This is a genomic window from Mesorhizobium sp. P2_A12, from assembly GCF_056405075.1.
Map to the genome: position 1 here is coordinate 582528 of NZ_JBFUCU010000001.1, position 15628 is coordinate 598155.

The following is a 15628-nucleotide window of genomic DNA, read 5'->3' on the forward strand; positions in this document are numbered from 1 at the left end:
ACTCTGTTGGTTCGACTCTGCGGTCGTTTTTCTTGTTTCTTGTGAGGAGAATAATGACCGCAAGGGAAAGCGGTAAGCAAGACCGAATGCGACATGCCGTGGCGTAAATCGTACGTCGCATTTGGACCAACGAAACCCGTGCTCAAAGGAGGACGCGCGGCACCCCTTCCTCGAAGTTGCGCTCGAAAACGAGAGTTTCGCCCTCATAGGTCTCGATTCTGGCGCTGACGATGAAGTTTTGCGCGTCCGATCGCATTTCGGCGAATGTTTCGGTGCGCACCGACCATCCATTTCGCGACAGGGTCTGCGTCCAGTGCGTTTTTCCAGAGGCCGCCAGGGGATCGTCCGGACGGATCGTCCAGGTCTCACGGGCGATGCTGCCATGGACGAGGCCGTGGGCGAGATCGCGCACCTCGCCGAAATCATCCACTGTGGAAAGCGTCACAATTCCGGTCTTCTCGTCGCGATCGACATGACGCTCGGAATTGGTGGCGCGGATCGTCTCGGTCGCCCACGGCGTGGCGCCTTCCGGCTCGGCGAACGTCACTTCGTTGCCGGTCGCCAGAGGACGCAGCGGCAAGGCCAGCGTCGCGGCCGACAAGGCCAGCCGCACCGGTTCCGGCGACGGCCAGATCATCGGCCAATAGGCGTTCGATACGGCAATGCGCAGACGGTGGCCCGCCGGCACGTGATAAGCGCATTGATCGAGCACCACGCGCGCCGACACGGTTTCGCCCGGCACCAGCGCCTCGGGGAATTCGTGCGAATTGCGATGCGTCAGATTGAGCACGCCATAGGAGATCAGTTCCGAGGCGCCGTCAGGGTGCACGTCGCACAGCCGGATCGCGATGTTCGCCTGCGGGCGGTCGGACGACAGCCGCACCTCGACTTCGGGCGCGCCGACGATGTCAACCGCCTCAGCCAGTTCCGGCTGGTCGAAACACACCGACAAAGCGTCGTCGGGGCGCTGGTCGCCGGGCAGTTCGGGGCCGAAGGTGAACGGGAAATACTCGCCGCCGGCGAGGCCGCAGCTCTGCGGCGAGGCAACGACGGCGGGCTTGCTGCCGTCGGGGATAAGATCGATCGATTGCGTCTTGATGGTGGACGACGGCCATTCCTGCTCCGCCACCCAGCGGCCGGGCCGTTCGGGATGCCAGCGCGCCGGGCGCACGCTGTCCATGACATAAGCACGGTAGGCCGGATCGGCCTCGACGCCGGTGTCGATGCCCTTCAGCCAGCGGTCCCACCAGCGCAACGCCTCCTGCAGGAAGCCGATGGCGGGCTTGGGGGCGGCGTAGTGCGGGTATTTGTGGATCCACGGCCCGACAATGCCCTTCACCGGAGACGGGATGTTGGTGACGAGGTGCGAGATCGTGTTGCGATAGCCGTCATGCCAGCCGCCGATCGACAGCACCGCGGCCTGGATGGCGGAATAATCCTCGCAGATCGAGCCGCGTTTCCAATAGGCGTCGCGATGCTGGTGCTTCAGCCACAGCGGTGCCAGGAAGGGCTGGTTCTCCAGCCGGGTCAGCCACAGATCGCGCCACCGGTTGTCGCCGGCCAGCAACGGGTCCGGTGGCCGCGACGAATAGGACAGCATGGTCGAGGCCCAGCCGAAATTCTCGATCAGCAGGCAGCCGCCCTTGTAGTGGATGTCGTCGGCATAGCGGTCGACGGTCGAACACAGGCTGATAACCGCCTTCAGTGCCGGCGGCTGCTTGGCCGCCACCTGCAGGCAGTTGAAGCCGCCCCAGGAAATGCCCATCATGCCGACATTGCCGTTGCACCAAGGCTGCGACGCCGCCCAGGCAATGACGTCGCAGGCGTCCTGCAATTCCTGTTCGGAATATTCGTCGTCCATCAGCCCTTCGGAATCGCCATTGCCGCGCATGTCGACGCGGATCGACGCATAGCCGTGGCCGGCGAAATAGGGATGCGTTAACTGATCGCGAAAGATGGTGCCGTCCCGTTTGCGGTAGGGCAGGTGTTCGACGATCGCCGGCACCGGATCGTCGCCGGCATCCTGCGGCATCCACACCCGCGCCGACAGCCGACAGCCATCGGGCATGACGATGCCCATGTCCGGATATTCGACGACCTTGCGGGGAAATTCGGTGACGGTTTTCATGCGGGACTCCAGGATCGCCAGATGATGGAGCCGACGGGATCGCGTCGTGGGCCAGCCTACGAATTCGGCTGGTCAGTCCGCGTCAATTCAGCGGAATGTCGTTGTCGCCCTTGCTCGCCTGGTAGGCGCCGGACAGGTCGTCATAGCGTGCCGAGATCTTGCCGATGCGTATCTCCAGGCGCTGGCGCTCGGCCTCGGGCAGCGTCCGCACCAACCTGCGGATCGAAAAGCTCTTCCAATAGGCGTTCTCGGCATTGTAGCCGCCGGGATCGAGGGTGAAGACCTCCTTCAGGATCTTCAGATCGTGCGGGATGGCGAAGCTGTCGCGCGAATCCTCATGGCTGAACAGATAGTAGAAATTGTCGAAGCCGGTCCAGGTGATCGCCGACAGGCAGAGCGAGCAGGGTTCATGCGTGGCGATGAAAATGGCGTCCTTGGTATCCACGCGCTCGGCCTTCGGCATTTCGTAGAAGCGCTTCAGGCAGTGCACCTCGCCATGCCAGAGCGGGTTTTCCATCTCGTTGTTGGTCTCGGCCAGCACCAGCGAACGGTCGTCCTTGCGCAGGATCGCCGCGCCGAACAGCTTGTTGCCGTGGGCAACGCCCTCCGCCGTCTTCGGCACGATGTCGTGCTCGATGACGTCGAGCAGGCGGTCGATCAGGGAAATGTCGGTCATTACAGGCTCTCGTCGGGGAGATGGATCTCGTAGGCGTGCGAGAAATGGAATTCTTCCAGGTTGGAACCGTCGCCGCCGCGGTCGACGATCAGGAAATCCTGCGCCTCGCCGAGCGGCGTCAGCACGCCGTGCCACAGGTTAGGGGAATAGTTGATGCCTTGTCCGGGCGCGGTGATAAAGGCCTGCGGTTCACCCGGTCCCCCATCGCCGTCGTGGCAGACGACGACCAGGAACGGCCGCGGCGACAACGGAATGAAAGCCTGGGTGCCGAAGGGATGGCGCTCGACCATGGTCAGCTTCAGTGGCAATTCGTAAGGCGTGCCGCGCACCATCGAGATCAGCACGCGGGCGTTCGGCCCTGTCGCTTGCGCCGTGGCAAGATCGTGGTAGCGCTCGGCCTTGCCGCCATTGATCGGATAGTGGTTGTCGCCGCCCATGTCGATGACGTCGCCGAAGGCGGCAAAGTTCTCGCGGGTCAGCGGCCGCGCGACGATGCGGGTCACGGCGCCCGCCTTGCAATGCCGGCGCCGCCGAGCTTGGCGTGGCGGTTGACGTCCTTGTAGAGCAGATAGCGGAATTTGCCCGGGCCGCCAGCATAGCAGGCCTGCGGGCAGAAGGCGCGCAGCCACATGTAGTCGCCGGCCTCGACCTCGACCCAGTCCTGGTTGAGGCGGTAGACCGCCTTGCCTTCCAGCACATAGAGCCCGTGCTCCATGACATGGGTCTCGGCGAAGGGAATGACCGCGCCGGGCTCCAATGTGACGATGGTCATGTGCATGTCGTGGCGCAAATCGGCCGGATCGACGAAACGGGTCGTCGCCCAGCGGCCTTCAGTGCCGGGCATCGGCGTTGGCGCGATGTCCTGTTCGTTGGTGAAGAAGGCTTCCGGCGCCTCTAGACCGTCGACCGCCTCGTAAGCCTTGCGGATCCAGTGGAAACGGACATCGGCCTTCCCCGCGTTGCGAACCGTCCATCCGCTGGCCGGCGGCAGGAAGGCGAAACCGCCCGGTCGCAGCACATGTTTCTTGCCGGCAAGCAGAACGGTCAACTCTCCTTCGACCACGAACAGGGCGCCTTCGGCGCCGGCATCCGGCTCCGGCCGCTCGCTGCCGCCACCGGGTGCGACCTCGACAATGTATTGCGAGAACGTCTCGGCAAAGCCGGACAGCGGCCGCGACAATATCCAGACGCGGGTCTTGTCCCAGAACGGCAAGGCGCTGGTGACGATGTCCTGCATCACCCCCCTGGGGATGACGGCATAGGCTTCAGTGAAGACGGCGCGGCCGGTCAGCAGCTCACTCTGGCCGGGGTGGCCGCCATGCGGCGCGTAATAGGTTCGGTCGGGCATCCTGATCGTATCCATGGGTTAAACCTATTGCGGAAGCATGTCCTTGAGGCGGAGCAGCGCGATGCGCTCGACCTGTTTGCAGGCGGTCTCGAATTCAACGCCGCGGCTGTTGCCGATGCGTGCCTCGAATTCCGCCAGGATCTCCTCTTTGGCCTTGCCTTTCACCGCGATGATGAACGGGAAGCCGAAGGTGGTGACGTAGGCGGCATTGAGCTTGGAGAACAGTTCGCGCTCCTTATCGGTCAGCGCGTCGAGGCCGGCTGAGGCCTGTTCCTTGGTCGATTCCGCCGTCAGCCGTTTGGCCTTGGCCAGTTTGCCGGCAAGGTCGGGATGGGCGTTGAGCACTGAAAGCCGCTCTGACTCGCTGGCGGAACGGAAGACGCGGCAGAGCGCGTTGTGCAGACCGCCGGATGAGTCATGCGCCGGGCCTAGTTCCAACTCGAAGGCGCGTTCGGCAATCCATGGCGAATGCTCGAAGACACCGCCGAAAGTGTGGACGAACGCCTCGAATTCCATCTTCGATGGCCTGAGTGCCGCCGGTCGATAGGGATGGTTCTCTTGCCAGTGGCGGGCGATATCGATGCGCCGTGCCAGCCAGACCTTGTCGTGCGACTTCACATAGTCGACGAAGCGCTTCAACGCCGCCACCCGGCCCGGCCGCCCGACGAGGCGGCAATGCAGGCCGATGTTCATCATGCGCGGCCGGCCGGCCTTGCCCTCGGCATAGAGCGTGTCGAAACTGTCCTTCAGATAGGCAAAGAACTGGTCGCCTGAATTGAAGCCTTGTGGCGTCGCGAAGCGCATGTCGTTGGCGTCGAGCGTGTAGGGGATGATGAGCTGGGCGCCGCCCTCATGCTCGAACCAGTAGGGCAGTTCGTCGTCATAGGTGTCCGACACATAGGCGAAGCCGCCTTCCTCAGCCACCAGCAGCACCGTGTTGACCGATGTGCGCCCCGTGTACCAGCCGGTCGGGCGCTGGCCGGTCACCTCGTAGTGCAAGCGGATCGCCGCTTCGAGGTCGCGGCGCTCGTCCTCGGCGCTGTGGTCGCGATAGTCGATCCATCTCAGCCCGTGCGAGGCGATCTCCCAGTCGGCTTCCTGCATCGCCGCGACCTGGTCGGGCGAACGGGCGAGCGCGGTGGCGACGCCGTAGCAGGTCACCGGCACTTCGGCCTCGGTGAACAGCCTGAGCAGCCGCCAGAAACCGGCGCGGGCGCCGTATTCGTAGATTGATTCCATGTTCCAGTGGCGCTGGCCCACCCAGGGTGCCGCGCCGACGATCTCCGACAGGAAGGCTTCCGACGCCTTGTCGCCATGCAGCACGCAGTTCTCGCCGCCCTCTTCGTAGTTGACCACGAACTGGACGGCGACATGCGCACCACCAGGCCATTTCGGATCCGGCGGATTGGCTCCATAGCCGCGCATGTCTCTGATGTAACGCATCGTCCCTCCCGCCGGGCATTGCCCGATGTATGCTCAAGATATCGAAAGGGCTGCTCGCGCATTCCCCCGAAAATTTTTGAAAGTGTTTTTGTCGCACTCCGCTCGACCGGGACTTATGCATCGCCTTTAATTGGCGCACAATTCATCAGCAATGTTCGATTGTACCGGGCCAGTTCGCTCGTACAGGAAATGGGAGGCGGCCAGTGGCAGAAACGTCGAAAGCCGATGGCGGGCGTCTGACGACCCATGTCCTCGACACGGCGACCGGCATGCCGGTGGCGGGATTGTCGATCGCGCTCTATCACCTCGAGGGCGATGCGCGCACACATCTGAAGACCGTTGTCACCAATGATGATGGCCGTTGCGACGCACCGCTGCTTGTCGGCGCCGAGTTCCGCACCGGCGAATACGAACTGATCTTTGCCGCGGGCGACTATTTGCGCCAGAAGGGGACGAAATTGCCCAAACCGGCCTTTCTCGACTTGATACCGATCCGCTTCGGCATGGCCGAACCGGTGCACTATCATGTGCCGCTGCTGGTCTCGCCCTATGGCTATTCGACCTACAGGGGGAGCTGAGGCATGGCCAAGGTCCGTATCCGCAACGAGATACGCTTCATTCTCAATGGCAGGGACGTCGCGCTTTCGTCGGTGGCGCCAGACGCGACCCTGCTCGACTGGCTGCGGCTCGACCGTTCGCTGCGCGGCACCAAGGAGGGCTGCGCCGAGGGCGATTGCGGCGCCTGCACCGTGCTGGTCGGAAAGCTCTCGGCTGGTGGGCTGGTCTATGAAAGCGTCAACGCCTGCATCCGCTTCCTCGGCTCGCTGGACGGCACCCATGTTGTGACCGTCGAGCATTTGCGCGGTCTTCCCGGCCAGTTGCACCCGGTGCAGCAGGCGATGGTCGATTTCCACGGCTCGCAGTGCGGCTTCTGCACGCCGGGCTTCGTCATGTCGCTCTATGCCCTGTGGATGAAATCATCAGACCCGTCGAATGAAGCTATCGAAAAGGCACTGCAAGGCAATCTTTGCCGCTGCACCGGCTACGAGGCGATCGTGCGCGCGGCCCGCGCCATCTCCAGCTACGGCAAGGCGGCGAAGGACCCGCTGGCGGTCGAGCGCAAGGCAATCACGGCAAGGCTCCAGGCCATGCATGACGGCGCGCGGATCGAGATCGGCGCCGGCAAGGAGCGGCTCGTCGTGCCCGCCAACGTCGACGATTTCGCCACTGTACTGGACAAGGAACCCGGCGCCACCATCGTTGCCGGCTCGACCGATGTCGGCCTGTGGGTGACCAAGCACATGCGCGATATTTCGCCGGTGATCTTCATCGGCGATCTCGACGGGCTTTGCACCATCGCCGAAGCCAACGGCGTCATCACCATCGGCGCCGGCGTCACCTACACCGAGGCGTTCTCGACGCTCGCCAAGCGCATCCCGGCGATGGGGCCGCTGTTCGATCGCATCGGTGGCGAACAGGTGCGCAACATGGGCACCGTCGGCGGCAACATCGCCAACGGTTCGCCGATCGGCGATACGCCACCGCCCCTGATCGCGCTCGGCGCGCGCCTGACGCTGCGCAAGGGCAAGAAACGGCGGACGATCCCGCTGGAAGCCTTCTTCATCGCCTATGGCAAGCAGGACCGGCAGCCTGGCGAGTTCGTCGAGGCGGTACACGTTCCCGTCCCCGCCAAGAGCACGAAATTCGCTGTCCACAAGATCACCAAGCGCCGCGACGAGGACATCACGGCCGCCCTCGGCGCCTTCTTCCTGAACCTGGCCAAGGACGGCACGGTCGCCGATGTACGCATCGCCTACGGCGGCATGGCGGCGATACCGAAGCGGGCGTCGGCTGTCGAGAACGCGCTGCTCGGCAAGCCGTGGACCGAACAGACGGTTGTGACTGCGATGGCGAAGTATGCCGACGATTTCACCCCGCTGACCGACATGCGGGCCTCGGCCGAGTATCGCGCCCTGGCGGCGCGCAACCTTTTGCTGCGCTTCTTCGCCGAGACCAGCGGCACCAGGGAGCCGATCCAGGTTTCAAGGCATGAGGCGGCATGATGAACAAGCACGCCACCCCCAATATCAGGGCTGAAAAGATCACCGGTGGCGTCGCCACCGACCAGCGGCATGATTCTGGCCACAAGCATGTCAGCGGCACCGCCGTCTACATCGACGACATACCGGAACCGGCCGGCACGCTGCATGGCTGCCTTGGGCTGTCGGCTGCCACCCATGCCACCATCACCAGCATGGACCTGTCGGCGGTGCGCACCGCCCCCGGGGTCGTCGACGTGCTGACGGCCAAAGATGTGCCTGGCGAAAACGACATTTCGCCGACGGGGCGCCATGATGAGCCGGTGCTGGCTGAAGGCAAGGTGCAGTTCTACGGCCAGCCGATCTTCTGCGTCATTGCCGAGACGCGCGAGCAGGCACGCCGCGCCACCAGGCTGGCCAAGGTCGAATACAAGGAATTGCCTTTCGTCACCGACATCGGCGAACTTGATCCCCGTAAGGACAAGCTGGTCACGCCGCCACTGACCCTGAAGCGCGGCGACGCCGCGGCAGCGATCAAGGCCGCGCCCCGCCGGCTCAAAGGCCAGATGCGCGTCGGCGGTCAGGAGCATTTCTATCTCGAGGGCCATATCGCCATGGCCGTGCCCGGCGAGGACGAGGACGTCACCATCTATTCCTCGACCCAGCATCCGAGCGAAGTCCAGCACATGGTCAGCCATGCGCTCGGCGTACCGAGCAACGCCATCACGGTGGAAATCCGCCGCATGGGCGGCGGTTTCGGCGGCAAGGAAACGCAAGGCAACCAGTTTGCGGCATTGGCCGCCATCGCCGCGAAAAAGCACCATCGCGCTGTGAAAATCCGGCCCGACCGCGACGACGACATGATCGCCACCGGCAAGCGTCATGACTTCCTCGTCGACTACGAAGTCGGCTTCGATGACGAGGGCAACATTCTCGGCGTCGATTTCATGTTCGCGGCGCGCTGCGGCTTCTCCTCGGACCTGTCGGGTCCGGTGACCGATCGCGCGCTGTTCCACTGCGACAACACCTATTTCTGGCCGGCGGTGCATGCCCAGTCGGCACCTCTCTACACCAACACCGTGTCGAATACCGCCTTCCGCGGTTTCGGCGGTCCACAAGGCATGGTCGGCGCCGAGCGCGTCATCGACGAGGTTGCCTTTGCCGTCGGCAAGGATCCGCTCGAAATCCGCAAGAAGAATTTTTACGGCACAAGCGACCGCAATATCACGCCCTACCACCAGACGGTCGAGGACAACATCATCCAGCGCATCGTCGCTGAGCTTGAGCAAAGCGCCAGTTATGCGCGGCGGCGGCGTGAGATATCGGCCTTCAATGCCAACAGCCGTTTCATCAAGCGTGGCCTGGCGCTGACGCCGGTCAAGTTCGGCATCTCGTTCACGGCCACGCACTACAACCAGGCCGGCGCGCTGGTGCATGTCTACACCGATGGCTCGGTGCATCTGAACCACGGCGGCACGGAGATGGGGCAGGGCCTCTACGTCAAGGTGGCGCAGGTGGTGGCGGAAGAGTTCCAGATCGATCTCGATCAGGTGAAGATCACCGCGACGACGACCGGCAAGGTGCCGAACACCTCGGCCACCGCAGCGTCATCCGGTTCCGATCTCAACGGCATGGCGGCGCAGAATGGCGCTCGCCAGATCAAGGAGCGGTTGACCGATTTCGCCGCCGAAAAATATCAGGTGCCGCGCGACCAGGTGCTGTTCCTGCCCAACCGGGTGCGCATCGGCAACCAGGAGATCGCCTTCGCCGACCTCGTCAAACAGGCCTACATGGCCCGTATCCAGCTTTCGGCGGCGGGCTTCTACAAAACGCCAAAGATCCACTGGAACCGTGACAAGGGCCAGGGCCGCCCCTTCTACTACTTCGCTTATGGCGCCTCCTGCTCGGAAGTTTCGGTCGACACGCTGACCGGCGAATACATGGTCGAGCGCACCGACATATTGCATGACACGGGCCGCTCGCTGAACCGCGCCATCGATATCGGCCAGATCGAGGGCGGCTTCATCCAGGGCATGGGCTGGCTGACGACCGAGGAACTGTGGTGGGACGGCAAGGGCCGGCTACGCACGCACGCGCCATCAACCTACAAGATCCCGCTGGCGTCGGACCGACCGAAGATCTTCAACGTCACCTTGGCCGACTGGCCGGAAGCCAGCGAGCCGACGATCCACCGCTCCAAGGCGGTCGGTGAACCGCCGTTCCCGCTCGGCATGTCGGTGCTGCACGCGCTGTCGGACGCGGTGGCCAGTGTCGCCGACCACAAGATCTGCCCGCGTCTCGATGCGCCGGCGACGCCGGAACGGGTGCTGATGGCGATCGAGAGGCTGAAGAACGAGGTCAAGACCGCCTGAAACCGGCAAAACGTGCAATTCAGGCCGAAAAAGCCTACATTTCCCATTCGGGAACGTGAGAAATGAACTCGAAAGTGCAAAGTCTGAAAGCCTTTCTCAGCACCGCCGGCCGGGTCGCCCTGGTCGAAGTGGCGGGCACCAAAGGCTCGACGCCACGCGAGAAGGGCGCCTTGATGCTCGTCTCGCAGGCAACGATCTTTGGCACGATCGGCGGCGGCCAGCTCGAATACATGGCGATCGACAAGGCGCGGCAGATGCTTGTCTCCCCCTCAAGGGATGCCCGCATCGAGGTCGACGAGGTCTGCGCGACCCTAGACGTGCCGCTGGGTCCCGAGATCGGTCAATGCTGCGGCGGGCGCGTTCAAGTGTTGATCCGGCTCGTTGACGCAGGGCTGGCAGCCGAGCTTGTCGCAGCGGCTGAGACCGAAGAGGCACACCTGCCCTATGTCTATATCTTCGGCGGCGGCCATGTCGGCCAGGCGCTGGCCTCCGCGGTGGCCCTTCTCCCGGTGCACGCCGTCGTCATCGAGACGCGGGCCGAGGCCCTCGAAGGCATGCCGGAAACCGTCGAGACCCGGTTGACACCGATGCCCGAAGCGATGGTGCGCGATGCGCCGGCCGGCACCGCTTTCGCCATCCTCACCCACGACCACGCGCTTGATTTCCTGATCGTCGCCGAAGCGCTGAAGCGCAACGATACCGCCTATGTCGGCATGATCGGCTCGAAGACCAAGAAAGCGACGTTCAAGAACTGGTTCCTGAAATCGGCGGACGGCAGCGAGGCCGAGTTTGCCCGCCTCGTCTCGCCGATCGGCGGCGATGCCGTAAAGGACAAGCGCCCGCCTGTCATCGCCGCACTCGCGGCCGCAGAAATCATGACCGCGATGGTCATTCACAGCGCAGCGTCAAACGCCGGGCGTCAGGTCCCGCATGACAAGGTGTTAGCCGGCTAATCTTACATCGCAGCTACATCGGCCGCTTCAAGCCCAGATGGTCGCGCAGCGTGCGGCCTTCATAATCCTTGCGAAAAAGGCCACGCCTCTGCAGTTCCGGCACGACCAGTGTCGCAAAGGCATCGAGTTCGCCGGGGAAGTATGAGGGCATGACGTTGAAGCCGTCGGCAGCACCTCCCTCGAACCGCGCCTGCAGCTCGTCGGCGATCTCGGCCGCCGTTCCGACGATGCGCCAATGGCCGCGCGCGCCGGCGAAATGCCGCGCCAGCTGGCGAATGGAGAGGTTGTCGCGGCGCGACTGCTCGATGACCAGCGCTTGCCGGCTCTGCATGCCTTCGCTGGGCGGCAGCTCGGGCAGCGGCCCATCGATCGGATAGCGCCACAGATCGGCGATGCTGAGGTAGCTGGACAGCAGTGCAACGCCGACATCGTCAGGGATCAGCTCCTGCAATTCCTCGTATTTTTCCTGGGCTTGCGCCGCGGTTTCAGCCACCACGGGAGCGACGCCGGGCATGATCTTGATGTCGTCGGGCTCGCGCCCATAGGTCGCCAGGCGCCCCTTGAGATCGTCGTAGAAGGCCTTTGCTTCCTCGAAGGTCTGCGCCGCCGTGAACACCACATCGGCGGTGCGGGCGGCAAGGTCGCGGCCGACATCCGAGGCGCCGGCCTGAACCAGCACCGGTGCGCCCTGCGGCGAACGCGGCAGGTCGAGCGGATCCCGAACCGAAAAGCTCTGGCCATCGTGACCGGGAGCCCCATCTGGATTGCCGCGCCAAAGTCCGGTGACCACCTCGGCGAACTCACGCGCCCGCTCGTAGCGATCGGCATGCGGCCGCAAGCCGGTCGAACCGAAATTGGCGGCCTCGATGGGACTGGCCGAGGTGACCAGATTCCAGCCGGCCCGACCCCCGCTCAAATGGTCGAGCGACAGAAAGGTCCGCGCCAGCCCGTAGGGCTCGTTGTAGCTTGTCGACGCCGTCGAGACGAGACCGATGCGGCTGGTCTGGACGGCCAGCGCCGATAGCAGGCTGATCGGCTCGAAGCCGATCGAACGCGAGGTCTGGCTGGCGATCGCGACATTGGCTTCGCGCAGGCCGGCGGCGTCCTCGCAGAAGACCATGTCGAACTTCGCCGCCTCCGCGTTGCGCGCCACCTGGATGTAATGGTCGATGTCGATGCCCGCCGTCACATGTGCCTTGGGATGGCGCCAGGCGGCGATATGATGGCCTGTCGCCCACAGGAAGGCGCCGAGTTTCATCTGGCGGGAAGCGGCGGTCATAGGTCACCTCCACCGGCAATCCCAAGATGCGAGCGTAAATTTGTCCCGCGATAGCTTTCTCGAAAAAGGCCGCGTCGCCGCAGCGCGGGCAAAACCAGATCGACAAAACTGTGGAGTGCCGAAAGCTGCGCCGGCATCTGCATGTTGAACCCATCGCAGCTTTTCGACCGGAACATGTCTTCGAGGCGGTCGGCGGTGACGGCAGGCTTTTCATCAATGACGTGCGAGACATTCATCAGCACCTTCACGGCGCCCGGGTCGCGTCCGCAGGCGCCAACAAGCCGCTTCAGATCGTCATAACGTGTTTTCGCGCTCTCGATCGGTTCGTTGTCCAGCAGGACGACATCGGCACTGCGGGCGGCAATATCCATGTCGGATACCGACAGGCCGGACAGCACCAGCACCGGCGTGTCCTGCGGTGAGCGCGCGACGTTCAGTGGCCCTCGCACCGAAAAGAATTCGCCCTTGTGGTCGAGCAGATGCATCTTTTCGGGATCGTGGAAGCGTCCCCCGCTCTTGTCGAACAGCAGCGCATCCGCGTCCCAGCCTTGCCACAAGTCCTGAACGATGCCGATATATTCCTCAGTGCGGCGGCGAAGATCGTCGCTGGAAAATCCGTCCGGCCGGCTGAAATTGGCTGCCTCACGTGGCGCCTGCGCCATGGTCGCGTTCCATCCGGCGCGGCCATGGCTGATGATGTCGAGCGAAGCAAAACGACGCGCCAGATTGTAGGGTTGGTGGGCAACCGTCGACGCCGCCGCGACCAGCCCTATCCGGCTCGTTACCGTCGCCAGCGCGGCCAGCAAGGTCGTCGCTTCGAAGGGCATCATCGCGACATCGCTGCCGGAAGCCGACGCGGAATCGGCGAAAATCACCATGTCCAGCCCGGCCGCTTCTGCACTTTGCACAAACCGCGCCAGAAGGCTGAAGTCTGTGTCGGGTGCTGGCAATGGCTCGGCGATTCCCGGAAACGGCGAAACGGCAAGATGCATTGTGGCGCCGTCGTCCATCGATGGTCCCTGCAAGGCGAAATACCATCGGAACTATGTTCGTCACGTCCAGCGATGGCAACCGCTGGCGCTGGGCCAACGGCCGGTCACTTGCCAGCCAGCCCTATTTGCCGGCAAGAAGATCCTTGATCAGCCGCTGGCAGCGCTCGGCCATGAAGTCGAGCAGCAGCCGCACCTTGGGGTCCTGCAGCTTCTTGTGCGGATAGACGGCGGCGAACTGCACCGGCGTTGGCGGCGTATTGCTCAGGATCACCTTCAACCGCAGGTCGCGGATGAACGGCTCGACCTCGAAGCGCGGCTTGTTGATGATGCCGCGGCCGGACAGCGCCCAACCGGTCAGCACGTCGCCATCATCGGTGTCGTAGGGCCCGTGCACCTCGAATTTCTGCGGGCCGGTGGGGGTCTGCAACGTCCACACATATTCGCGTGCACCGGAATAGCGCAGCATAAGGCAGTCATGTTTCTTGCCGATCAGTTCCTGTGGCTCAACGGGTTCGCCGCGCGCTTCCAGATATTTCGGCGCTGCCACCAGCACGCGTTCGCATTCCATGATGCCGCGCATCCTGAGGCTGGAATCTTCGATGATGCCGAGCCGGAAGGCGACGTCGATGCCTTCCTTCATGATATCGACATTGTGGTCCGAGAGCCTCAGCCGCACTTCGATGTCGGGGTACTTGTCATGGAAATCGGGGATGCCGGAGGCCACCAGCCGGCGGCCGAGGCCGAGCGGCGCCGTGACGCGGATGGTGCCGCGTGGCTGGCCGGACAGCGCCGAGACCGCAGCCTCCGCTTCGGTGATCGCCTCCAGCACCTGCTTGGCGCCCGAATAGAAAACCGTGCCATGCTCGGTCGGCATCAATTGCCGTGTGGTGCGGTTGAACAGCCGCACGCCCAGATGCTTCTCCAGCTCCTTGATGCGGTTGGAGGCGACCGCCGGCGAAATGCGCATGTCGCGGCCTGCCGCCGACAGATTGCCGAGTTCGACGACGCGAACGAAGACGGCGATGTTGTCGAGATAGGCCATGCGGTTTCGTGGCTCTCATGCGGCTGCGTCTAGCAACCCTAGTATTTTCCATTTTTTTTTGAAAGTCATCGCGCACCTCGCCTCTTTCCGTTTGCGCCCCAGCCCGTAAAGTCACCCTATCGGCAGGGACGACTTCAATGATGGATTTCTCGATTTTCTGGGACTGGCTGAGCTTCGCCGTGCGTTGGCTGCATGTCATCACCGGCATCGCCTGGATCGGCTCGTCTTTCTACTTCGTCGCGCTCGATCTCGGCCTGCGGCAGCGTCCGGGCATGCCTGTCGGCGCCTTCGGCGAGGAATGGCAGGTGCATGGCGGCGGTTTCTACCACATCCAGAAATATCTGGTGGCGCCGGCCGAGATGCCTGAGCACCTGACCTGGTTCAAATGGGAATCCTACGCCACCTGGCTGTCCGGTTTTGCGATGCTGTGCGTGGTCTATTATGCCGGAGCCGATCTGTTCCTGATCGATCCCAACGTGCTGCCGATGTCGGTGCCGGTTGGCATCTTGCTGTCGCTGGCGACGATCGGCGTCGGCTGGGTGGTCTATGATCTTTTGTGCCGCTCGCCGCTGGGAAAAAGCGACACCGGCCTGATGCTAGTGCTCTACTGTGTGCTGGTGTTCATCGCCTGGGGGCTCACCCATCTGTTCACCGGACGCGCCGCCTTCCTGCATCTGGGCGCCATCACCGCGACGATCATGTCGGCCAACGTCTTCATGGTCATCATCCCCAACCAGAAGATCGTCGTTGCCGACCTGATCGCCGGCCGCAAACCCGATCCGAAATACGGCAAGATCGCCAAGCAGCGCTCGCTGCACAACAACTACCTGACGCTGCCCGTGCTGTTCCTGATGCTGTCGAACCACTATCCGCTGGCGTTCGGCACGCAGTTCAACTGGGTCATCGCCTCGCTGGTGTTCATCATCGGTGTGCTGATCCGGCACTATTTCAACAGCGTCCATGCGCGCAAGGGCAACCCGACCTGGACCTGGCTGGGAGCCGTTGTCCTGTTCATCATCATCATATGGCTGTCGACCGCGCCGAAGGTGCTGACCGGCGAACCCAAGGCGTCCGCTGCGGCGCAGGTCTATGTCGCCTCGGCGCATTTCGCGGCCGTGCGCGATACGGTGCTCGGCCGCTGCTCGATGTGCCACGCGGCGGAGCCGGTCTATGAGGGTATCTACCACGCGCCCAAGGGGGTGATGCTCGACACTGACGCCGACATCGCCAACCATGCCCGCGAGATCTATCTGCAGGCCGGCCGCAGCCACGCCATGCCGCCGGCCAACGTCTCGCAGATCACCGACAAGGAACGGGCGCTGCTGGTGGCTTGGTTCGAAGGCGCAGGGAAATAGC

General features: G+C 63.5%; 13 protein-coding genes. 5 read left to right on the plus strand and 8 right to left on the minus strand.

The window, feature by feature from the left end:
• Window positions 1-142: 142 nt before the first annotated feature.
• The 5 genes from AC1DZU_RS02835 to puuE form a co-directional block, all read right to left on the minus strand.
• The gene (locus AC1DZU_RS02835) at window positions 143-2128 is read right to left on the minus strand and encodes a CocE/NonD family hydrolase (protein ID WP_477281525.1); all 1986 of its coding nucleotides are present in this window, start codon (window positions 2126-2128) and stop codon (window positions 143-145) included.
• An 82-nt stretch (window positions 2129-2210) separates the two neighbouring features.
• Window positions 2211-2804, minus strand: coding sequence for a nucleoside deaminase (locus AC1DZU_RS02840; protein WP_477281527.1), 594 nt, complete (start codon window positions 2802-2804; stop codon window positions 2211-2213).
• Window positions 2804-3307 carry an ureidoglycolate lyase gene (locus tag AC1DZU_RS02845; protein ID WP_477281529.1) on the minus strand — a complete coding sequence of 168 codons (504 nt, stop codon included), beginning with the start codon at window positions 3305-3307 and terminating at the stop codon, window positions 2804-2806. The genes AC1DZU_RS02840 and AC1DZU_RS02845 overlap by 1 nt, the downstream gene beginning before the upstream one ends.
• Window positions 3304-4167: a bifunctional allantoicase/(S)-ureidoglycine aminohydrolase gene (locus AC1DZU_RS02850; protein WP_477281531.1), complete on the minus strand. Its 864-nt coding sequence runs from the start codon at window positions 4165-4167 to the stop codon at window positions 3304-3306. The genes AC1DZU_RS02845 and AC1DZU_RS02850 overlap by 4 nt, the downstream gene beginning before the upstream one ends.
• A gap of 9 nt (window positions 4168-4176) precedes the next feature.
• Complete coding sequence (gene puuE, locus AC1DZU_RS02855) at window positions 4177-5595, minus strand: allantoinase PuuE (protein WP_477281533.1); 1419 nt, start codon at window positions 5593-5595, stop codon at window positions 4177-4179.
• Between the two features lie 203 nt (window positions 5596-5798).
• Between puuE and uraH the strand changes: the two genes are divergently transcribed.
• The 4 genes from uraH (at window position 5799) to xdhC (ending at window position 10959) form a co-directional block, all read left to right on the plus strand.
• Entirely contained in the window at window positions 5799-6173 is a 375-nt protein-coding gene (uraH, locus tag AC1DZU_RS02860) for a hydroxyisourate hydrolase (RefSeq protein WP_477281535.1), read from the plus strand.
• A 3-nt stretch (window positions 6174-6176) separates the two neighbouring features.
• Window positions 6177-7658 (plus strand): xanthine dehydrogenase small subunit, encoded by a 1482-nt coding sequence (gene xdhA, locus AC1DZU_RS02865; protein WP_477281537.1) that lies wholly within the window; start codon window positions 6177-6179, stop codon window positions 7656-7658.
• Window positions 7658-10006, plus strand: coding sequence for a xanthine dehydrogenase molybdopterin binding subunit (xdhB, locus tag AC1DZU_RS02870; protein ID WP_477282208.1), 2349 nt, complete (start codon window positions 7658-7660; stop codon window positions 10004-10006). The genes xdhA and xdhB overlap by 1 nt, the downstream gene beginning before the upstream one ends.
• Window positions 10007-10068: 62 nt before the next feature.
• A complete protein-coding gene (gene xdhC / locus AC1DZU_RS02875; protein WP_477281539.1) occupies window positions 10069-10959 on the plus strand; it encodes a xanthine dehydrogenase accessory protein XdhC in 891 nt (296 codons plus the stop codon).
• Between the two features lie 13 nt (window positions 10960-10972).
• On the opposite strand, the gene AC1DZU_RS02880 is transcribed toward xdhC, so the two are convergent.
• From AC1DZU_RS02880 to AC1DZU_RS02890, 3 genes are all read right to left on the minus strand, one after another.
• Window positions 10973-12238 carry an LLM class flavin-dependent oxidoreductase gene (locus AC1DZU_RS02880; protein ID WP_477281541.1) on the minus strand — a complete coding sequence of 422 codons (1266 nt, stop codon included), beginning with the start codon at window positions 12236-12238 and terminating at the stop codon, window positions 10973-10975.
• Window positions 12235-13248: an LLM class flavin-dependent oxidoreductase gene (locus AC1DZU_RS02885; RefSeq protein WP_477281543.1), complete on the minus strand. Its 1014-nt coding sequence runs from the start codon at window positions 13246-13248 to the stop codon at window positions 12235-12237. Before AC1DZU_RS02885 ends, AC1DZU_RS02880 begins: the two co-directional genes overlap by 4 nt.
• A 103-nt stretch (window positions 13249-13351) precedes the next feature.
• Window positions 13352-14272: a LysR family transcriptional regulator gene (locus tag AC1DZU_RS02890; protein WP_477281545.1), complete on the minus strand. Its 921-nt coding sequence runs from the start codon at window positions 14270-14272 to the stop codon at window positions 13352-13354.
• Between the two features lie 137 nt (window positions 14273-14409).
• Between AC1DZU_RS02890 and AC1DZU_RS02895 the strand changes: the two genes are divergently transcribed.
• On the plus strand, window positions 14410-15627 hold the full coding sequence (locus AC1DZU_RS02895) for a urate hydroxylase PuuD (RefSeq protein ID WP_477281547.1): 1218 nt from the start codon (window positions 14410-14412) through the stop codon (window positions 15625-15627).
• Window position 15628 lies beyond the last annotated feature (1 nt).